The following is a 20,531-nucleotide window of genomic DNA, read 5'->3' as shown; positions in this document are numbered from 1 at the left end:
CTTTATGCTTCCGAAGGTTTCTGCCCTTTGCGCTCTGCTTTTCTGGCTTCGCGAATGGCTTTGAGTTCGGCTTCTTTCTGACGCGCCTTTTTAAGCCATGTTTCCCATTGGTTCGGCGTTTCGAGGGTGATTCTACCGATTTTTCCTTCGCGGAAGTCGGTGAGGATGTTTTCGGCGGCTTTTTGGTAGTTGATCCGTCCGCCACCGAGGACTGCGCCGCGTTTTTTGGCTATCCATTCGAGCCAAGCGTTGTCGTCCCAGTGGCTGCTGGGGTCTTTGTCGGCTTGGTAGCGTTCTTGCAGCATGGGGAGGTAGTGGCGGCGGAGGTAGTCTAGGAGTTCGAGGGCGACTTCTTCTTCGTCCAGCGCATTGCGTCCGACTGCGCCGCCGGCGGCAAGGTTGTAGCCGCCTTCTTCGACGATGATTTTCGGCCACAGCATTCCGGGGGTGTCGTAGAGCCAGAAGTCATCGGCGAGGAAGAGGCGTTGTTCGGCTTTGGTGATGCCGGGTTCGTTGCCAGTTTTGGCGGATTTTTTGCCTATCATGCCGTTGATGAGGGTGGACTTACCAACGTTGGGGATGCCGCAGATGAGGACGCGCAAGGGTTTGTCTATGCCTTGGCGGTGGGGAATCATGGCACGACAGGCTTGGGTAATTTTGCCGTGTGCGCCTGTTTCGGAGGAATCGAGGGCGATGGCGCGGGTATCTGGGCGGCTGTTATAGTGTTCGAGCCAGATTTTGGTGCGCTCGGGGTCGGCAAGATCTTGTTTGTTGAGGATTTTGAGTTTGGGTTTGCCTTTGGAAAGCTGGGCAAGCAGAGGGTTTTCGCTGGAGGCGGGCATTCGCGCATCCAGCATTTCAATTACCATGTCTACGCTTTTGGCGCGCTCGGCAATGGCTTTTTTCGCCTTGTTCATATGGCCGGGAAACCATTGGATTGCCATATCTTTCCTTTCTTCTCAATATTTGAAATGCCGTCTGAAACAAAAAAGCGGGGTTTCAGACGGCATAATGGTTTAACGGGATTAACGGCTCGGCAGGTTTTGCGCCTGTCGGTGTCGTATCAGCAACTCGTAACGCCCCTGCAGCCTTCCGGCAAGCTCTTCGACAACATAGACGGAACGGTGCTGTCCTCCCGTGCAACCGATGGCGACGGTAACGTAGCTCCTGCTTTCATCCTCCAAACGCGGCAGCCAACGCGTAACAAACCTTTCGATGTCGTCAACCATTTCCTGCACAAGCGGCTGTCCGTCCAAATAATCCCTGACCGGTTGGTCCGTACCGGTAAACGCCCTCAGTTCAAGATCGTAATACGGGTTGGGCAGGCTGCGCATATCAAACATAAAATCCGCGTTGTTCGGCACGCCGTATTTAAATCCGAACGACTCCAAAATCACCAAAAGCCCGGTACGTTCGACCTTCAGCCACTGCCGGACTGCATGGCGGAGCTGTTGGGCATTCATCTTGGAAGTGTCGATACAGTAGGAGATTTCCTTAAGCGGAAACAGCCATTCGCGCTCTTTTTTCAGGCTTTCCAACAACGTCATGTCCTGACCGGTCAGCGGATGTCCGCGCCGGGTTTCGGAAAACCGGCGGACCAGCACGCCCTCTTCCGCCTCGACAAACAAAACTTCAACCCTGTGCCCCAGTCCGCGCAAATAGGCAATCTGCTCGCGCGCTTGGGCAATGTCTATGCCGGAACGCACATCGACGCTGACCGCCAATTCGGTTTCGTCCGCACGTTCGATATGGTAAGACACCAGCGCGGGCAGCATTTCCAAAGGCAAATTGTCCACGCAGAAATAACCCGAATCTTCCATTTGGCGCAGTGCGACGGATTTGCCCGAACCGGACAGACCGCTAATCAGGACGATCTTCATTGTGTTGCTCGTTTTCTTTAAGCTGCGTCTGATGACGTTCCAAAAATTCGCGCGTACTGTCCTTACCGCGCAACTGCAAAATGTAATTGCGTACCGCCGCCTCAACCAAAACGGCGAGGTTGCGTCCGACGGCGACGGGCAACGTAACCGAACGGACGTTGACGTTGAGGATGGATTCGGTTTCGGTGCGGATGCTCAACCGGTCGAGCTGCTTCATATACTCGTCGTCCGCCTCGACCAAATTGATAATGAGTTGCAGGATTTTTTTGGGGCGGATGGAAGTTTCGCCGAAAATATGGCGGATATTGAGTATCCCCAAGCCACGAACCTCCAAAAAATCGCGCAGCATAGGCGAACAACGCCCTTCCAATGTTTCCGGACCGATGCGGAACAGCTCCACCGCATCGTCGGCAATCAGGCTGTGGCCGCGCGAAATCAGTTCCAATGCCAATTCGCTCTTGCCCAAGCCGGAATGCCCGGTAATCAGCACGCCGATTTCAAATACATCGAGAAATACGCCGTGTTTGACGGACGATGCCGCCAAGGTGCGTTGCAGGTAAATCCGCAACACGTCCATCAGATAGGGGCTTTCGAGTTTGGAAGTCAGCAGTGGAATATCGTTTTTGTGGCAGTAGTCGCGCAGTCCCGGGGAAACCGGCAAGCCGTTTGCTACAATAACCAAAGACATAGAAATGTCGAACAGGTCGCCGAACTGATAACCCGTTTCCCCCGATTCGAGACGGTTCAGATATTCCGACTCTGCCAAACCGACCACTTGGATTTGGTTGGGGTGAATGAAATTCAGGTGTCCGACCAAGGCGAGGACGGGCTTGTCCGCCTCTACGCCGATACGGTTGTCCGCACCCGAATTGCCGGCGGCCCATGCGAGTTGCAACTTGTATTGGTTGTCGTCAAACAGCCGGCGGACAGAGATACTGGGCATATTATTCTTCGGTCAGGATGGCGCGGGCTTCTTCCGCAGAAGAAACCGTCATCAGCGATTCGCGGATGCTTTTTTGGGAAAACTTGCCGGCCAGTTTGGACAATACTTCCAAATGCTCGCCTGTCGCATTTTCCGGAACCAGCAAGATAAAAACCAGGGAAACCGGCTTGCCGTCCGGTGCGTCAAATCCGACGGGTTCGCGCGTACGGATGAACGCGCCCGTCGCCTGCTTCACGCCGGCGTAGCGGCCGTGGGGGATGGCGACCCCCTGCCCCAAACCGGTCGAACCGAGTTTTTCACGGGCAAAAAGACATTCGAAAACATCAGCATGGGACAACGAAGATTCGCGTTCCAAAAGCAGGCCCGCTTCCTCAAACAGCCTTTTTTTACTGCCCACCTCCATATCCAAAACAATATGGGACAAAGGCAAAATTTCGCCGATAAGGCTCATAAGCTTCTCTTTTCAGACATCGCAAAACAGAAGGATTGTACCGACTGCCGGGGCAAATCTCAATCCCGCATACGGTACGGGCTGACATAACACAGCGTTTTAAAGACATATTTTAACGCTTTTCGGCACAGATAGAAATGCCGTCCAAAGCAGTTTGCGGCTCTTCAGACGGCATTGCCCTGCCTTATTTCGCGAAAAACGTATGGGCAAAAATGGCGGTAAACCACACCCAACCGATTCTGTTGTTTGCCAAAAACGTTTCAAAACAGATTTGCCGGATGCGGCTTTTGATGGCGGCATATTGGCGGTATTGCAGCAGCAGGACGATGGGGATTGCCGTCCAATATGCCCATGCCGCACCGATAACCGCCCCCAATGCCGCCATCAGCAGGGTAAAGCCGCTATGGCACAGCATAACGGCGGCGATGTCGTAACGCCCGAATGTGACGGCGGAGGTTTTGATGCCGATTTTCAAATCGTCTTCTTTGTCCGCCATTGCATAAACCGTGTCATACGCCAGAGTCCATAACACATTGGCGGCAAAGAGTATCCACGCTTGAGGCGGCACGTTTCCGGCAACGGCGGCAAACGCCATCGGGATACCGAAGGAAAAGGCAAGCCCGAGATAGAGTTGGGGAATCGGAAAAAAACGTTTGGTAAACGGGTAAGTCAGCGCAAGAAACAGCGCGGGCAGGCTCATCAGCCATGTCAGATGATTCAGCGGAATCAGGCACAATGCGGCAAGCAGGCACAAAAATGCCGTCAGCAGCAGCGCTTCTTTTTTCTTGACCCTGCCCTGTGCGAACGGACGGTTTTTTGTACGCTCGACAGCACCGTCAAAATCGCGGTCGGCAAAGTCGTTGATGACGCAGCCGGCACTGCGCATTAAAAACGTGCCGATTGTAAACGCCGCCAATACCGCCAAATCGGGAATGCCGTCTGAAGCCAGCCACAATGCCCAGTAGGTCGGCCACAGTAAAAGCAGCGTCCCAATGGGCTTGTCCGCCCGCATCAGGCGCAGGTACACATCCAAACGGTCGGACAGGCGTAAAAATAAAGGGGATTTAGGATTCATATTGCCGCGCAGCTTGAAAAAACGGTATTTTATCCGATAAAGCGTTTCAGTTCGGGCAGAAAATACTCGGTCAGCAGCATTTCCTCGCCTTGATGGGAAAACCGAGAACGCCGCGCGGCAAAGTACCGCCCGCATCCTTCGCCGGCAACGGCAAACTCAAATGCCGAACGCGCCCCTTCCAAATCGGCTTGAAACAGACGTTCGCCCAAAGGACGCGTGCCGCAGTCCAAAATGTTTTGCCAAAACGCCGAACCGATACGGCATTCGCTCCTTGCCGCGACAACAGGGATACCGTCCAGCTTCAACAAAACTTCGCGCACCAGCCGCCCTCCGCATTCCGTTTCCAATTCGCCCAGTTTCAGCAGTTCCACCGAAAACAGATGCGGCAAGGCGCGCAATGCGGCGGTCAGCGACCGGGCTTTCAATAACCGGCTCATCGGCAGGCCGATGCCGTCTGAAACGTCGGCGGGCAGGTCGGGCAGCCATTTCCCAAATAGGTGTTCCATATCTTTCCCAATCTTTATACCGCGTCTGTTTTATCCAACTCCAACCATTCCGCCTCGGGGAAACTGTCTTTCAGACGGCATTGCAGATAGTTCAGGCTGTCTTGCGCGACACATTCGTCGGAACTGTCGTGAATATGGTTGAAAATCAGGCTGTGCAGGCGGATGCCGTATTGTTTGAGCGCGGCGAAACTGAGCAGGGTGTGGTTGATGCTGCCGAGCCGTCCGCTGGTAACAAGAATGACGGGATAGCCTTGCTGACGGATATAATCAATAGTTAACAGATTTTCCGTCAGCGGAACCATCAAGCCGCCCGCGCTTTCGACCAAGACGATTTCGTATTGCGTCGCCAGCTGCTGCGTGGCAGTGCGGATTTTGTCCAAATCCAAAGCCCTGCCGTCCAGTCGGGCGGCGAGATGGGGCGAGGCGGGATAGCTGAAGATTTCGGGCATGGTCAGCCCTTGTTTGTCGGCTTCTTGCATGGGTATGCCCATGATTTTACGATGGACGGCGATGTCTTCGGCGATGTCTTGGCAACCGGTTTGCACGGGCTTTTGCGTAATCACGCTTTTGCCCTGCTGCAACAATTGTTTTGCCAATACGCCGGTGGCGACGGTTTTGCCGATGTCCGTATCAATGCCGCTGACGAAGTAAACGCCTTTCATTTGCTGTATTCCTTCAAAATGTGTACGGTTTTGCCGGCAAGTTCTGTCAAGAGGTCGTCTGAAATGATGTAAGGCGGCATGAGGTACACCAGCCTGCCGAATGGGCGCACCCAAATGCCCTGCGCCACGCAATCCGCTTGAAAACGCGCCATATCCACGCCTTTATCCAGCTCGATCACGCCGATGGCACCCAAAACGCGTACGTCTTTCACGCCGCGAATGTCCCACGCGGCTTTCAGACGGCCTTTTAAGATGCTTTCGATGCGGCGGATATTTGCCTGCCAATCTTGGGACAAAAGCAGCTTGACCGAAGCACAGGCAACGGCACACGCCAGCGGGTTTGCCATAAACGTCGGGCCGTGCATAAACACGCCCGCCTCGCCGCGCGAAATCGTTTCGGTAACTTTTTGCGAAGTGATTGCTGCCGCCAGCGTCATATAGCCGCCGCTCAAACCCTTGCCGATACACATAATATCCGGCACGACCTCCGCGTGTTCGCAGGCAAACATCTTGCCCGTGCGCCCGAATCCAGTAGCGATTTCGTCAAAAATCAACACGATATCAAATTCGTCGCACAAATCGCGCAAACCGCGAAGATACTGCGGATGATAAAAATACATGCCGCCCGCACCCTGCACGACCGGCTCTAAAATAAAGGCGGCGATATCCGCATGATGCGCTTCAAACAAGGCGCGGACAGGCTGTAAATCCGCCTCGTCCCATTCATCGTCGAAACGGCTTTTCGGATTATCGACAAAATAACGCTGCGGCAATGCGCTGCCGAAAATATGGTGCATCCCCGTTTCCGGATCGCAGACAGACATCGCGTTCCAAGTATCGCCGTGATACCCGCGCCGTACCGTCGCCATATTTTGTTTTGCACGCAAACCCCGCGCCTGCTGGTATTGCACCGCCATTTTCAGCGCGACTTCTACCGAAACCGAACCCGAATCCGCATAAAAAATACGGTCCAGCCCCTGCGGCAAAATCCCGACCAACAACTTGCCCAGTTCTACCGCAGGCTCATGCGTCAAACCGCCGAACATCACATGCGACATCTGTTTAATCTGCACCTCAACCGCCTGATTTAAAACGTGATGATTGTAACCGTGTATCGCACACCACCAAGACGACATCCCGTCAATCAGCCGCGTACCGTCCGCCAATTCGATATGCACGCCCTCCGCGCGGCGCACCGGATAAACAGGCAACGGGTCGGTCATAGATGTATAGGGATGGAGCAGGTGGGTACGGTCGAAATCGAGCAATGATGATATGTGTTGATGTTCAGACGGCATAAAGTTTCTCTCTTTTCTTATTGCTGCATTCAAGCGTAGAAATTCGTATTCTACTCCCTCAAACCCACTCCTCCCTACTCCTGCATCATTTTATTTTCAATACGGTAAAATGCCGTCTGAATCTTCAGACGGCATTGGGTTTATATTGACTCATCCCTTTTATGTTCGATAGCATTTCGGTGTTTATCACCGTCAGGTTCGGCAACCGTATACTCACCTTCGATAATGTCATCATCGTAGGGAGTATCCTTTTTAGCACCCGATTGGTTCATATTAAAAAAATGCTCAGACCCGACAGGCTGCAATACGGCAGCACCTTTAAACGGCAACAGCAACAGCAAAGCCAATACGGAAGATACAAATCCCGGGCTTATCAGACAGACCGCAGCCACCGTATAACGGATGGGCCACAACATCTGATAAACAGACACTTTCCCCCCGCTCCTCATTGCGGCTCCCGCCAATAAAATACCGGACATCCCCGTATGCCTGAGCATCAGCACGCCGACAACAAAACCCGTAACCATCAGAAACAATGCCCAGCCGCCGCCCAACCAATCGGCAACCCACACAATCGACATAATCTCCAAAAACAGCAGCACCAAAAAACCGATACCGAAAAATCTCATTGACCGTCATCCTTATATTTAAGTAAACAGCAAACCGCCCGAACAGGACTCCAAGCGACCTGCCTGTAAATGATTACAAAACCATGTGCTTCAAGCCGAAACAATGTGAAATCACGCAATATAGTGGATTAAATTTAAACCAGTACAGCGTTGCCTCGCCTTGCCGTACTATTTGTACTGTCTGCGGCTTCGTCGCCTTGTCCTGATTTTTGTTAATCCACTATAATTATTTTTTAGCGTGTAAAACAAAACCGGCTGCATACCTGCAACCGGCCTCAAATCAGCACAATTCCTTATCCAAATCAGCCAACAGCTCTTTCAGACCATCTCCGATTTCCTGAAGCGTAACCGGACGGTTGCCGTCCGAACCCGATTCCGCACCTTCTGCATACGGCGCAAACGTGCTCTTCAGTTTCAACAGTTTCACCACATCCAAACGGGTGTAGCGTTCGCCGCCGTAACCGACAACCACGCCGTGATCATGCTGCCATTGCGCAAAACCATAGGGGCTGATTTGCAACAGTCTGCACAACTCGTCCAGCGTGAAATAGCGTTTTGCGGGAATCGTCAAATCAACGTTGTTTGTCATAGTAATGTTCCACCATGCCTTTGAGTTTCTGGCTAGCATGGAAAGTTACCACGCGGCGGGCGGTAATCGGCACTTCCTCGCCGGTTTTCGGATTACGACCGGGGCGTTGTGGCTTATCGCGCAACTGGAAATTTCCGAAACCGGAAATTTTGATTTCTTCGCCGCGCGCCAAAGTGCTGCGGATTTCTTCAAAAAAGAGTTCGACAATTTCTTTGGCATCGTTTTTGGTGACGTTGCTGACTTTGTCTACCAAAATATCGGCCAATTCGGCTTTAGTGAGAGTCATATGATTACCTTCTGTTGTAACAATTGTGGATTATTACCAATTTTTATTTAAAATTCAAGCGAATATTTATTTTTTAACTGCGAAGCCGCGCCCCTGCCGCCGTTGCCGCGCCAATCAGTTTTCCGATAAGCGGCTCGACCGCCTCATCCGTCAGCGTGTTTTCCATATCCTGCAAAATCACTTTGACCGCCACGCTCTTCATCCCTTCGGGCAAACCCGTGCCGCGATACACGTCAAACACGCTGATTTCCTGTACCAACTTGTTTGCCGCGCCTTTCAAGACAAGCAGCAAATCATCATGGCTCATAGCTTCCGGCATCACAAACGCCAAATCGCGGCGCACCGGCTGGAATTTCGATACGGCCCGATAGCGCGTTTTTCCGCATTCCAACACAGCCGCCATATCGATTTCAAATACCAGCGGCGCCTGCGGCAGGTCGTATTTTTGCAGCCATTTCGGATGCAGTTCGCCGACAAAGCCGATGACTTTGCCGTCTGAAACGATATTGGCGGCACGTCCGGGATGCAGGGCGGGATGTCCGGTTTTAACGAACTCGACTGCTTTGTTTTTCAAAAGATTTTCCACGTCCGCCTTGATGTCGTAAAAATCCACATTGCGCGTTTTCCCGCCCCATTGTTCGGGCATTGCCGCGCCGTACCACAGACCGCCGATGCGTTCGTTTTGGACAAACCGGCCGTCTGAACCTTTGCCGAACACGCGGGCGATTTCAAACACGCGCACGCGGTTTTGCTTGCGGTTCAGGTTGTTTTGCAAAATTTCCACCAAGCCGCCGATGAGTGTGGAACGCATCACGGCATATTGCGCCGCCAGCGGGTTTTGCAGGCGGATGGGGTCGGCGTTGGCGGCAAAATCTTGTTCCCACTGCTCATCAACGAAGGCATAGCTGACTACTTCGCGGTAGCCGCGCGCCGCCATTTCGTTGTAAACGGCAAAACGCGGGCGGCGTGTTTCGGGCAGTTCCAGCATTTTCAGACGGCCTGACGTGTAATCGTCGGGGATGTTTTCATAGCCGTAAACGCGTCCGATTTCTTCAATCAAATCAGCCTCAATTTCGATGTCGAAACGAAAGCTCGGCGCGGTAACGCGGAAGCCTTCCGCCGTTTTCTCAGGCTGCAGACCCAAGTGTTGCAAAATGGTTTCCACCTGTTCGGCAGGAATGTCCACGCCCAATACGGTTTTCAGACGGCCCAAACGCAATCCGACCTGCTTCGCTTCGGGCAATGCACCCTGCGCTTCTACCATCTCGCCTGCCGCACCGCCGCAAATCTGCAAAACCAATTCGGTGGCGCGTTCGATGGCATCCGCCTGCAAACGGTAATCCACGCCGCGCTCGAAGCGGAACGACGAATCCGAACCGAAACCGTATTGGCGCGATTTGCCGGCGATGATTTCAGGCGCAAACCAAGCCGCTTCCAACACGATATTTTGCGTGCCGTCTGAAACCGCGCTCGCCGCGCCGCCCATTAAGCCTGCCAAACTCAACACGCCTTTTTCATCTGCTACGACCAGCGTATTTTCAGACAGGGAAACGGTTTTCTCGTTCAGGCATTCCAGCGTTTCCCCTTCGCGCGCGCGGCGGATGTGCAGGCTGCCGGAAAGTTTGTCGACATCAAAAACGTGCATCGGCTGACCGATTTCCAGCATCACATAGTTGCCGATGTCCACCAATGCGGAAATACTGCGGATACCGCTGCGTTCCAAACGCTGCTTCATCCAATCCGGCGTGGCGGCGCGCGCGTTCACGTTTTCAATCACACGGCTGATAAAGCGGCCGCAATCGGCAGGCGCGTCAATTTTCACAGTCCGGGTTTTACCGCCTTCAGACGGCATTTTCCGGATTTCGGGCTGCCTGAACGCGCACCCCGTCAGCGCGGACACTTCGCGCGCAATACCTTTGATGCTCAGGCAGTCGGCGCGGTTCGGCGTGATTTTCAGCGTAAACACCGTGTCGTCCAAATCCAGATATTCGCGGATGTTTACACCGACAGGAGCATCTTGCGGCAGAATATGCAAGCCATTCACGCCGTCGTCGGGCAGGCCGAGTTCGTCGGTGGAACACAGCATACCGTTCGACACCACGCCGCGCATTTTAGTCGGCTTAATTTTGAAATTACCCGGCAAAACGGCACCCGGCAACGAACACGGTACTTTAATGCCCGGCTTGACATTCGGCGCACCACAAACAATCTGAACCAACTCACCCGTACCGGCATCAACTTGGGTAACGTTCAAACGGTCGGCATCAGGATGTTTTTCAACGGATTTCACTTCGGCAATCACCACGCCCGCAAACGCAGGCGCGGCAGTCTCGGCTTCTTCCACTTCCAAGCCGGACATCGTTAACAGATGTTCCAGCTTATCGGCGGAAAGTTCGGTATCGGCTTGGGTTTTCAGCCATGAGTAGGAGAATTGCATGTTATGTTCTCTGACTATTTACAATATTAAATCTTGATTTGGAAATTTAACTTAAAGAAAAATCTGCCGCTTTCTTCATAAATGCGGGCAAAATTATGCCTAGACGTACTCGGCGTATCAAATTTGGTATTGAAGAACAAATAGTCTTCAAATTCATTTTTGCTATAGATATGATAACAAACTATTTCTCCATCATTTTTAACTACCAAATATCCTCCGGTGGCATCATATTTCCCCTGCCACACAGTTGTCGCCACCATCCCCAAAGCAGAATCATTCAGGAAGCGTTTTATTTTATAGGCATAAAATTGGTGCTTATGTTGTTTATCATAATTATTGGGATTAATAGAGCATGCTATTTGTGTCAATTCACTGACAGAAGCATCTTCCCCCGAATAATAAGCATTTATCATTTCAACCAATATTTCAGGCATCTTGCTATCTATGAGCATTAGGTTGTTTCTGAATATTGAACCGTCCACATGGGAAAATTTCAAATCAAACCCCAATTCCCTAATCTTGGCAATTCTCTTTTGTACTTTGCCTTTTTTGTCATCGATACCATTGACCGACTCAGTAAATTCATTATTCCAATTTGGAATTTCAAATGTGAAATTGGTTGCCTGGCTGGCATTGAACAAAGTTGCCTTACTGCCCAGTTCGGATTTAATGCTGAAACCCAACAACGGACAAAGTCCAGTACGTACATCATGTACAACGATATGAATATCACTTTTTGACTGAGATTTTTCGCTTAATTTTGTACATCCTATTTGACGCAAAAAATCTTCGATTTCTGGAATTGTAAAGCTTCCTTTCTTCTCATTTCCCTTTAACGCGCCTACTTTAATGCTTTTTAAAAGAAATTCTGCTTTTTCTTTAAATTCATTAACTGCTATTTGAAAAAGATTCCTTCCAGCGAGTTCTATTACAACATTTTGCTTATTATTCGAATATGAAAATTTCTGACTTCGCTCTTCCCGAAGGATGGACAAGATAGGCAAAATCAAACCCTTTATCTTATTTAAATTACTATCTCCCAATGCCAATTCACCATCAGCAAGAAGCTTTAATAAAACATAAGGTTCGCTCCATTCCCCGCGATTACCTGAGAATTCCGTCATGATTTGATTTCCTCCAACTTGCAGATTATTTTCTCAGCCACTGCCTGAATCGCCGGTACGGCAACCGAGTTGCCAAACTGTTTGTATGCGGAAGCATCCGCGACAGGGATTTTGAATGTTTCGGGAAAACCTTGCAGCCTTGCCCATTCGCGCGGGGTCATTTTTCTGATTCCCTCGCGGTTGACCTCGCCTTTGATGTTAGTGGTCGGCGTGAAATCGGTAATGCGTTTGTCGATGATCAAATTCCGCTCCCGCCCCATGCCGCCGACGACAATCGCATTGGCAATCCCGTCATCGGGAATAATTTCATATCCAAACCCATTACCCTTTTCCTCATGCCTTTGTTTGTGTTTTCTTAAAGTATCGATGTATTGGGTGGACAAATAATATTTTGTCGGCACGGTATCTTTTTCCCGTATATCCTTAAAGGCTACCTGAATTCCTGTTGGTTCGGGATATTCGAAATCTTTAATATTAGTATCTCCCCGAAAGCCAACAATAAAAATCCTTTCGCGGTTTTGCGGCACGCCGAAATCCTTTGCGTTGACAATTTTCGGCTCGGGTACAAAATACCCCAAATCTTCCCTCAGCGTATTCAATATCGTCTGCAACGTCCTGCCTCGGTCGTGATTGGTCAATCCTTTTACGTTTTCCAAAAAGAATGCCTTGGGACGATGCCTGCGGATAATTTCCGCCACATCGAAAAACAATGTGCCTCGCGTATCTTCAAACCCCCCGCGCCGTCCGGCAATCGAAAATGCCTGACAGGGGAAACCCGCACACAGCACATCAAATTGCTTCGGAATGTATTGTTTGGTTTCTTCCAAAGTAATATCGCCAAACGGCACTTCTCCGAAATTGGCTTCGTACGTCAGTTTGGCTTTTTCGTCCCACTCGCTCGAAAACACGCATTCCCCGCCCAAGTTCTGCATCGCGATGCGGAAGCCCCCGATACCTGCGAACAAGTCGATAAAGGTAAATTTGGGTTTCAAGACCGTCTGAAAAGTATCGTTGTTTTCAAAAAGGCGGTATTGTGCTGCTTTTTCTTTTAACCGTTCATCCTGCCCATCTTCCTTAATCTTGTTTTTGTAAATCAATTCGTCTTGTTTGGATGATTTCTTTGACTTTTTCGGCATGGCAGCCTGCATTTTTAACGACATCATTACTCCAAAAACGTAAAACCGCCCAGCCCTCGGTCTTCAGACGGCCTGTTACTTCCACATCCCTTCGGATATTGCGTTCAATTTTGGCAATCCAAAATTCGCGGTTGCCCTTTATTTCCGCTTTTCTCCGTTCCCAATCCTTGCCGTGCCAAAACTCGCCATCGACAAAAACGGCAACTTTATATTTTTTAAATGAAAAATCAGGTTTCCCAAAAATGCTTCCGCTATTTTTCCGATACCTGAGTCCCAAAGCCCACATCGCTTTTGCCAACACAAGCTCGGGTTTCGTCCCCTTGCTTTTGTTGGACTGCATACATTTTTTGCGTTGCTCGGGGGTTAATCTGTCCATTTCGGGCTACCTGAAAATGTGCAGGCTGCTTTCCCAGGTTCAGGCAGCCTGCACAATTATTTTGCAAACTGCTTCAAAAAGTTCAAATCGTTATCAAAAAACAGTCGCAAATCATTCACGTTGTAACGCAACATGGCGAAACGGTCGAGACCGATGCCGAAGGCGAAACCGGTGTATTTCTCGGGGTCGATATTCACGTTTTTCAACACGTTGGGATGCACCATGCCGCAGCCGCCGACTTCCAGCCATTTGCCGTTTTCGCCCATAATGTCGATTTCGGCGGACGGTTCAGTGAACGGGAAGAAAGACGGGCGGAAACGTACTTGCAAATCATCGCGTTCGAAAAAGCGGCGGATGAAATCGGTGAACACGGCTTTCAAATCGGCGAAGGTTACGCCCTCTTCCACCCACAGACCTTCAGCTTGGTGGAACATGGGCGAGTGCGTAGCATCGCTGTCCACACGGTAAACGCGGCCGGGGGCGATAATGCGGATGGGCGGCTCTTTTTTATCGAGCATATAGCGGATTTGAATCGGGGAAGTGTGCGTACGCAAAACATCGCCGTTTTCAACGTAAAACGTATCCTGCATGGCGCGGGCAGGATGGTTTGCAGGGATGTTCAAGGCTTGGAAATTGTGGAAATCATCTTCGATTTCAGGCCCATCCGCCACTTCAAAACCCATTCCGTGGAACAGCTCGACCACACGTTGCAAGGTCAGGGTTACGGGATGCAGGCTGCCACCTTCCTGAGCGCGCCCGGGCAGGGTAATGTCAAGGGCTTCGGCGGCAAGCCGGGCTTGCAGCTTGGCTTCGTTGAGGGCATCGCGTTTATTGTTAAAGGCCGTCTGAAACTGGTTTTTACACTCATTGATATGCGCACCTATGGTTTTGCGCTCTTCAGGCAACATTTGACCTAAGGTTTTCAGAAGTCCGGTCAACTCGCCAGTTTTGCCAAGATAACGGGCTTTGATTTGTTCTAGAGCGTTGAAGTCTTGCGCAGCTTCTACTGCAGCAATGCCTTCTGCAACGATACGGTTTACATTTTCCATAATATCAAGTCTGTCAATTAATGATATGCCACCTGAAACAACGAGGTCGCCTGTATAGCCTGACATATCAGACTCTTCAGACGACCTTATTTTCTTCACGGCCAATCCATTGGATAAATTTTCTGTATTTTAACGCAAATTTATTTAAAAAAATAGACTTTAAAGAAAGAAAATCAATCACATAGAATTTCCACAAACAAAGAAAAAAGGAAGCCGCAGCTTCCTTTTCAATTTTTTGGATTAAGCAGCCAAAGCAGCTTTGGCTTTTTCAACCAATTGTGCAAAAGCGGCTTTATCGAACACGGCCAAATCAGCCAATACTTTGCGGTCGATTTCGATAGAGGCGCGTTTCAGACCGTTCATAAATTTGCTGTAAGACAACCCGTTTTCACGCGTACCTGCATTGATACGGACAATCCACAATTGACGGAATTGGCGTTTGCGTTGGCGGCGGTCACGGTATGCGTATTGACCGGCTTTCATTACCGCCTGCTTGGCAACTCGGTAAACGTTTTTACGACGACCGCGATAGCCTTTGGCTAACGCGAAGATTTTTTGGTGACGGGCACGGGCGGTAACACCGCGTTTTACGCGTGGCATATTCTAAACTCCTTAAGCGTAGGGTAACATTTTAGCAACAGAAGCCAAATCGCGATCATTTACCATAGAGGTACCGCGCAATTGGCGTTTGTTTTTGGTGGTCTTTTTAGTCAAGATGTGGCGTTTGAACGCATGAGCGCGTTTCACACCGCCGTTACCCAGTACTTTAAAGCGTTTTTTCGCGCTAGACTTGGTTTTCATTTTAGGCATGGGAAAACTCCATTCGTTATCGGATAAGGCATTAGGGGGTTTTAAAACATCGGTTTCAAACACTTGAACCCACAATGCCACGGTTTTTTGCCGCAATTAAAAACTTACTCCGAAGCGGCAATCGGAGTAAGCGGAGGATTATAGCTTTATTTTTTCTTCGGCGCAATCATCATCACCATTTGGCGGCCTTCCATTTTAGGGAAAGACTCGATTTGTGCCACTTCAGCCAACTCTTCTTTTACGCGTTCAAGCAGTTGGGCACCCAATTGTTGGTGAGCCATCTCACGACCGCGGAAACGCAATGTCACTTTGACTTTGTCACCATCGGCAAGGAAGCGGTTGATGTTGCGCATCTTGATTTGATAGTCGCCTTCATCAGTACCCGGACGGAATTTAATTTCCTTGATTTGTACCTGCTTTTGGTTTTTCTTGGCTTCGTCGCGCTTCTTGGCTTGTTGGTATTTGTATTTACCGTAATCCATCAGTTTGCATACGGGCGGCTTGGCAGTCGGGGAAATTTCTACCAAATCGACATCTTGCTCTTCGGCCATAGCCAGAGCTTCACGAACTGAAACGACACCAAGCTGATCGCCTGACTCACTGATTAATCGCACTTCTTTGGCGGTAATTTCACCATTGATTCGTGCTTCGCGTTCTTGAGCGATGATGAATACTCCTATAAAAATTAATGATTGACGAGGGCGTCAGTGATTTCTTGCTGCAATTGCGCAATAAAATCATCTACATTCAAAGAACCCAAGTCTTCTGCTTTGCGGCGTACCGCAACTTTGTTTTCTTGTTTCTCTTTATCGCCGACAACGATTTGATAAGGGAAACGGTATTGGCTGTTGTCACGGATTTTGTAGCCGATTTTTTCGTTACGCAAATCCAATTCGACACGGAAGCCTGCCGCCTGCAATTTGGCAGCCACTTCGCGACAATAATCTGCTTGGTTCTCGGTGATATTCATAATCACCATTTGAACCGGCGCAAGCCACAATGGGAATGAGCCTGCATGGTTTTCAATCAGAATACCGATGAAGCGCTCCAATGAACCCAAAATAGCACGGTGCAACATTACAGGACGCGCGCGGTCGTTGTTTTCAGTTACATATTCGGCATTCAAACGCTCCGGCAATACAAAGTCCAACTGCAGGGTACCGCACTGCCAAGAGCGACCCAAGGCATCTTTGACATGATACTCAATCTTAGGACCATAGAATGCACCTTCGCTAGGCAACTCTTCCCACTCTACGCCACAAGCGGTCAATGCATCACGCAAGCCTTGTTCGGCCTTATCCCAAACTTCGTCAGAACCTGCACGTTGTTCAGGGCGGAGGGACAACTTCACAGCAACATCATGGAAGCCGAATTGTTTGTAAATACGAACCAGCAATTCATTGAATGCACGTGCTTCATCAACGATTTGATCTTCGGTACAGAAGATATGCGCATCATCTTGCACAAAACCGCGAACACGCATCAGACCATGCAATGCACCGCTTGGTTCATTGCGGTGGCAAGAACCGAACTCGGCCAAACGCATCGGCAAATCGCGATATGAGCGCAAACCGTTATTAAAAATTTGCACATGACCCGGACAGTTCATCGGTTTCACCGCGTATTCGCGTTTTTCTGAACTGGTCACGAACATATTGTCTTTATAGTTTTCCCAGTGGCCGGATTTTTCCCAGAAGGTTTTATCCATAATCTGAGGCGTTTTTACCTCTTTATAACCGGCAGCATTCAACTCTTTACGCATATGCTGTTCAATCACTTGCCACAAAGCCCAGCCTTTAGGATGCCAGAACACCATGCCCGGTGCTTCGTCTTGCAGATGGAACAGATCCAATTGCTTGCCAAGTTTGCGGTGGTCGCGCTTTTCGGCTTCTTCGATACGTTGAATATAGGCTTTCAACTCGTCTTTTGTCGCCCAAGCCGTACCGTATATGCGTTGCAGCATTTCATTGTTGCTGTCGCCGCGCCAGTATGCGCCCGCCAACTTGGTCAGTTTGAAGTTTTTCAGGAAACGGGTATTCGGAACGTGCGGGCCGCGGCACATATCGACATATTCCTGGTGATGATACATCCCCATCGCTTCCACTTCGGGCATATCGTCAATCAGGCGCAGTTTGTATTCTTCGCCGCGCTCTTGAAAAATTTTAATCGCCTCCGCACGCGGAGTCATGATTTTGACCACATCATAGTCTTGGGCAATCAATTCTTTCATACGCGCTTCAATGGCGGCAACATCTTCCGGTGTAAACGGTTTTTCCGTGGCGATGTCGTAATAAAAGCCCTCTTCAATGACGGGGCCGATAACCATTTTTGCATTAGGATAGAGTTGCTTGACGGCATGCCCGACAAGATGCGCGCAGGAATGGCGGATGATTTCGATGCCTTCCTGATCTTTCGGAGTAATGATTTGAACAGCAGAATCTTCAACAATCGGGTCGCACGCATCGACCAATTTGCCGTTTACCTTGCCTGCCACCGCCGCCTTCGCCAAACCGGCACCGATAGACGCAGCAATTTGAGCCACGGTAACGGGGGATTCGTATTGGCGGACTGAGCCGTCCGGCAAGGTAATATTCAACATCAAACGCTCCGAAAGATTAAAAAATAACGGCATAAATGCCGTTATGGGGATTTGGTAGGCACGATTGGATTCGAACCAACGACCCCCACCATGTCAAGGTGGTGCTCTAACCAACTGAGCTACGTGCCTTCAAAGAATTTTCGCATTTTATCGGGTCGTTTTAATTTTTGCAAGAGGTATATGCATTTCTTTATGCAACATTGTGGCAAGATTTGGGGATGCCGTCTGAAAAACCGTGGGAAATCATTTATAATGCCGTCTTTTAAAATATATTTCGACCCCTGTCGCCCAACTGACATTCAATCTTATGCTTAAATTTACTTTACACAAAAAAGACGGATACGCCCGACGCGGCACGCTGGAGTTGAACCACGGCAAAATCGAAACGCCCGTATTTATGCCTGTCGGTACTTACGGTTCGGTCAAAGCGATGAACCCGCAAAACCTGCACGACATCAAGGCGCAAATTATTTTGGGCAACACTTATCATTTGTGGCTGCGTCCGGGTTTGGAAGTTATCGGGCAATTCGGCGGTCTGCACGGTTTTATCGGCTGGGACAAACCGATTCTGACCGACTCGGGCGGTTTTCAGGTTTTTTCTTTGTCGGATATGCGCAAGCTGACGGAAGAAGGCTGTACGTTTAAAAGCCCGATCAACGGCGACAAACTGTTCCTCTCGCCCGAAGTGTCGATGAAAATCCAAACCGTATTGAATTCCGACATCGTGATGCAGTTGGACGAATGCACCCCTGGAGAAGCAACGCACAGCCAAGCGCAAAAATCTCTGCAAATGAGCCTGCGCTGGGCAGAACGAAGCAAAAAGGCTTTTGAAGACCTGAAAAACCCAAATGCGCTGTTTGGCATTGTACAAGGCGCGATGTATGAGGATTTGCGCGAAGAATCGCTGCGCGGTTTGGAGGAATTTGATTTTCCCGGCCTTGCCGTCGGCGGTTTGTCCGTCGGAGAACCCAAGCCCGAAATGTACCGTATGCTGCGCGCCGTCGGTCCGATGCTGCCCGAACACAAGCCGCATTACCTGATGGGCGTAGGCACGCCGGAAGACCTCGTGTACGGCGTGGCGCACGGCATCGATATGTTCGACTGCGTGATGCCCACCCGCAATGCGCGCAACGGCTGGCTGTTTACCCGTTTCGGCGATTTGAAAATCAAAAACGCCAAACACAAGCTCGACAAGCGTCCGATAGACGAAAGCTGCACCTGCTACGCCTGCCAAAACTTCAGCCGCGCCTACCTGCACCATCTGCACCGCGCCGGCGAAATCTTGGGCGCACAGCTCAACACCATCCACAATCTGCATTTCTACCAAGTCATTATGGCGGAAATGCGCGATGCCATAGAACAAGGCAAATTTGCCGACTGGCAGGCGCGATTCCACGAAAACCGCGCACGCGGTGTGGACTGACTCCCGGCAATGCCGTCTGAAGCCGCTTCAGACGGCATTTTGTCGCTTTACCCTACCCGCACTATTTTTCAGAAACCGATCATGCTTCCATTCCTTCCAGAACCCTCCCTTTCCTATACGCAACAAAACCGTACCGCCGTTTTGCTGTTGAACCTCGGCACACCCGACGCGCCGACCGCGCAGGCGGTACGACCTTATCTGAAGTCCTTTCTGACCGACCGGCGCATCGTCGAACTGCCCAAATGGCTGTGGTATCCCATTCTGCATGGTCTGGTACTGACGTTGCGCCCCAAAAAAAGCGCACACGCCTATGAAAAAATCTGGTTTAAGGAAGGTTCGCCCCTAGAAGTTTACACCGCACGCCAAGCTGCCGCGCTTGCCGAACGTATGCCCGACCTCATCGTCCGCCACGCTATGACCTACGGCAATCCTTCGGTGGCAGACGTATTGTCGGAACTGAAGGCGCAAGGCGCGGGCAGACTGCTGGTCATCCCGATGTACCCGCAATATGCCGCTTCCAGCAGCGGAGCGGCAGTAGATAAAGTGTGCGAACAATTACTGCTGCAACGGAACCAAATGAGCGTCCGCACCGTTTCGCGCTTTTATGACGATACCGGCTACATTGATGCGATGAAAAACCACATCCTCCGATATTGGGCGGAACACGGGCGCGGGAAAAAACTGATGTTGAGTTTTCACGGCGTACCGCAGAAGCACCACGACCTCGGCGACCCCTATCCCGACGAGTGCCGCCACACCGCCAAACTGCTTGCCGAAGCACTGGAACTGACCGAAGACCAATATGTCGTATCGTTCCAAAGCCAATTCGGCAGGGCAAAATGGGTTACACCGAGCACGCAGGATTTGTTCGGCAAACTGCCCAAACAGGGGGTAACCGAGCTGGACGTATTCTGCCCGGGCTTTTTGGCAGACTGTTTGGAAACCATGGAAGAAATCGCCCTGATGGGGCGCGAACAGTTTTACGAAGCAGGCGGCAAAAGCTACCGCTATATCCCCTGCCTCAACGACAACCCCGACTGGATAGACGCACTCGTCGCACTTGCCGAAGAAAACCTTGGTGGCTGGCGTTGAAACTGTTTGACCCATGTCTAAAATGCCGTCTGAACGCCGTGTTCAGACGGCATTTTCCCGCTACTTTAGCGTATGATGGCATCTATGCTGAACAACACATCAAGTGCAACCTTATAGTGGATTAAATTTAAACCAGTACGGCGTTGCCTCGCCTTGCCGTACTATT

General features: G+C 50.5%; 22 protein-coding genes, 1 tRNA gene and 1 pseudogene. 2 read left to right on the top strand and 22 right to left on the bottom strand.

The window, feature by feature from the left end; translation table 11 throughout:
* Positions 1–2: 2 nt before the first annotated feature.
* The 22 genes and pseudogenes from ylqF to KEM39_RS06135 form a co-directional block, all read right to left on the bottom strand.
* Complete coding sequence (gene ylqF, locus KEM39_RS06235) at positions 3–944, bottom strand: ribosome biogenesis GTPase YlqF (protein WP_211709708.1); 942 nt, start codon at positions 942–944, stop codon at positions 3–5.
* Positions 945–1,025: 81 nt separating this feature from the next.
* A complete protein-coding gene (rapZ, locus tag KEM39_RS06230) occupies positions 1,026–1,880 on the bottom strand; it encodes an RNase adapter RapZ (RefSeq protein WP_211709707.1) in 855 nt (284 codons plus the stop codon).
* The gene (gene hprK / locus KEM39_RS06225) at positions 1,861–2,823 is read right to left on the bottom strand and encodes an HPr(Ser) kinase/phosphatase (RefSeq protein ID WP_002225452.1); all 963 of its coding nucleotides are present in this window, start codon (positions 2,821–2,823) and stop codon (positions 1,861–1,863) included. Before hprK ends, rapZ begins: the two co-directional genes overlap by 20 nt.
* A gap of 1 nt (position 2,824) precedes the next feature.
* Entirely contained in the window at positions 2,825–3,274 is a 450-nt protein-coding gene (ptsN, locus tag KEM39_RS06220) for a PTS IIA-like nitrogen regulatory protein PtsN (protein ID WP_002239646.1), read from the bottom strand.
* 184 nt (positions 3,275–3,458) lie between these two features.
* A complete protein-coding gene (gene ubiA, locus KEM39_RS06215; protein WP_211709706.1) occupies positions 3,459–4,349 on the bottom strand; it encodes a 4-hydroxybenzoate octaprenyltransferase in 891 nt (296 codons plus the stop codon).
* A gap of 29 nt (positions 4,350–4,378) precedes the next feature.
* Positions 4,379–4,855, bottom strand: a complete 477-nt coding sequence (locus KEM39_RS06210; RefSeq protein ID WP_003707977.1) for a chorismate--pyruvate lyase family protein — start codon at positions 4,853–4,855, stop codon at positions 4,379–4,381.
* A gap of 14 nt (positions 4,856–4,869) precedes the next feature.
* Positions 4,870–5,517, bottom strand: coding sequence for a dethiobiotin synthase (gene bioD, locus KEM39_RS06205; protein ID WP_211709705.1), 648 nt, complete (start codon positions 5,515–5,517; stop codon positions 4,870–4,872).
* Positions 5,514–6,815, bottom strand: a complete 1,302-nt coding sequence (gene bioA / locus KEM39_RS06200) for an adenosylmethionine--8-amino-7-oxononanoate transaminase (RefSeq protein WP_211709704.1) — start codon at positions 6,813–6,815, stop codon at positions 5,514–5,516. The genes bioD and bioA overlap by 4 nt, the downstream gene beginning before the upstream one ends.
* A 140-nt stretch (positions 6,816–6,955) precedes the next feature.
* Positions 6,956–7,444 carry an FxsA family protein gene (locus KEM39_RS06195; RefSeq protein ID WP_118997501.1) on the bottom strand — a complete coding sequence of 163 codons (489 nt, stop codon included), beginning with the start codon at positions 7,442–7,444 and terminating at the stop codon, positions 6,956–6,958.
* A gap of 85 nt (positions 7,445–7,529) precedes the next feature.
* Positions 7,530–7,687, bottom strand: a pseudogene (locus KEM39_RS12005) (IS5/IS1182 family transposase); the annotation flags it as partial.
* Positions 7,688–7,724: 37 nt separating this feature from the next.
* A complete protein-coding gene (locus KEM39_RS06190) occupies positions 7,725–8,033 on the bottom strand; it encodes a hypothetical protein (RefSeq protein ID WP_118997502.1) in 309 nt (102 codons plus the stop codon).
* On the bottom strand, positions 8,017–8,319 hold the full coding sequence (locus tag KEM39_RS06185) for an integration host factor subunit alpha (RefSeq protein ID WP_003675494.1): 303 nt from the start codon (positions 8,317–8,319) through the stop codon (positions 8,017–8,019). Before KEM39_RS06185 ends, KEM39_RS06190 begins: the two co-directional genes overlap by 17 nt.
* A gap of 73 nt (positions 8,320–8,392) precedes the next feature.
* Positions 8,393–10,756: a phenylalanine--tRNA ligase subunit beta gene (gene pheT / locus KEM39_RS06180; RefSeq protein ID WP_118997503.1), complete on the bottom strand. Its 2,364-nt coding sequence runs from the start codon at positions 10,754–10,756 to the stop codon at positions 8,393–8,395.
* Between the two features lie 26 nt (positions 10,757–10,782).
* A complete protein-coding gene (locus KEM39_RS06175; protein ID WP_030002100.1) occupies positions 10,783–11,880 on the bottom strand; it encodes an HpaII family restriction endonuclease in 1,098 nt (365 codons plus the stop codon).
* A complete protein-coding gene (locus KEM39_RS06170; RefSeq protein ID WP_100084322.1) occupies positions 11,877–12,977 on the bottom strand; it encodes a DNA cytosine methyltransferase in 1,101 nt (366 codons plus the stop codon). The genes KEM39_RS06175 and KEM39_RS06170 overlap by 4 nt, the downstream gene beginning before the upstream one ends.
* The gene (locus KEM39_RS06165; protein ID WP_025457284.1) at positions 12,955–13,392 is read right to left on the bottom strand and encodes a very short patch repair endonuclease; all 438 of its coding nucleotides are present in this window, start codon (positions 13,390–13,392) and stop codon (positions 12,955–12,957) included. Before KEM39_RS06165 ends, KEM39_RS06170 begins: the two co-directional genes overlap by 23 nt.
* A 56-nt stretch (positions 13,393–13,448) precedes the next feature.
* The gene (pheS, locus tag KEM39_RS06160; RefSeq protein WP_118997504.1) at positions 13,449–14,441 is read right to left on the bottom strand and encodes a phenylalanine--tRNA ligase subunit alpha; all 993 of its coding nucleotides are present in this window, start codon (positions 14,439–14,441) and stop codon (positions 13,449–13,451) included.
* 240 nt (positions 14,442–14,681) lie between these two features.
* On the bottom strand, positions 14,682–15,041 hold the full coding sequence (rplT, locus tag KEM39_RS06155) for a 50S ribosomal protein L20 (protein ID WP_002225461.1): 360 nt from the start codon (positions 15,039–15,041) through the stop codon (positions 14,682–14,684).
* Between the two features lie 12 nt (positions 15,042–15,053).
* Positions 15,054–15,251 carry a 50S ribosomal protein L35 gene (gene rpmI, locus KEM39_RS06150; RefSeq protein WP_002232040.1) on the bottom strand — a complete coding sequence of 66 codons (198 nt, stop codon included), beginning with the start codon at positions 15,249–15,251 and terminating at the stop codon, positions 15,054–15,056.
* 146 nt (positions 15,252–15,397) lie between these two features.
* Positions 15,398–15,919: a translation initiation factor IF-3 gene (gene infC, locus KEM39_RS06145; protein ID WP_079453677.1), complete on the bottom strand. Its 522-nt coding sequence runs from the start codon at positions 15,917–15,919 to the stop codon at positions 15,398–15,400.
* Between the two features lie 17 nt (positions 15,920–15,936).
* Positions 15,937–17,850, bottom strand: a complete 1,914-nt coding sequence (thrS, locus tag KEM39_RS06140; protein WP_118997559.1) for a threonine--tRNA ligase — start codon at positions 17,848–17,850, stop codon at positions 15,937–15,939.
* A 52-nt stretch (positions 17,851–17,902) separates the two neighbouring features.
* Positions 17,903–17,979, bottom strand: a tRNA-Val gene (locus KEM39_RS06135).
* Between the two features lie 178 nt (positions 17,980–18,157).
* Between KEM39_RS06135 and tgt the strand changes: the two genes are divergently transcribed.
* On the top strand, positions 18,158–19,273 hold the full coding sequence (tgt, locus tag KEM39_RS06130) for a tRNA guanosine(34) transglycosylase Tgt (RefSeq protein WP_118997505.1): 1,116 nt from the start codon (positions 18,158–18,160) through the stop codon (positions 19,271–19,273).
* Between the two features lie 9 nt (positions 19,274–19,282).
* On the top strand, positions 19,283–20,365 hold the full coding sequence (gene hemH / locus KEM39_RS06125; protein ID WP_118997506.1) for a ferrochelatase: 1,083 nt from the start codon (positions 19,283–19,285) through the stop codon (positions 20,363–20,365).
* Positions 20,366–20,531: the final 166 nt, after the last annotated feature.

The sequence above is a fragment of the Neisseria sp. Marseille-Q1983 genome (assembly GCF_018224585.1).
GTDB classification, from domain to species: domain Bacteria; phylum Pseudomonadota; class Gammaproteobacteria; order Burkholderiales; family Neisseriaceae; genus Neisseria; species Neisseria polysaccharea.
This window is presented reverse-complemented; position numbering and strand designations above follow the sequence as displayed.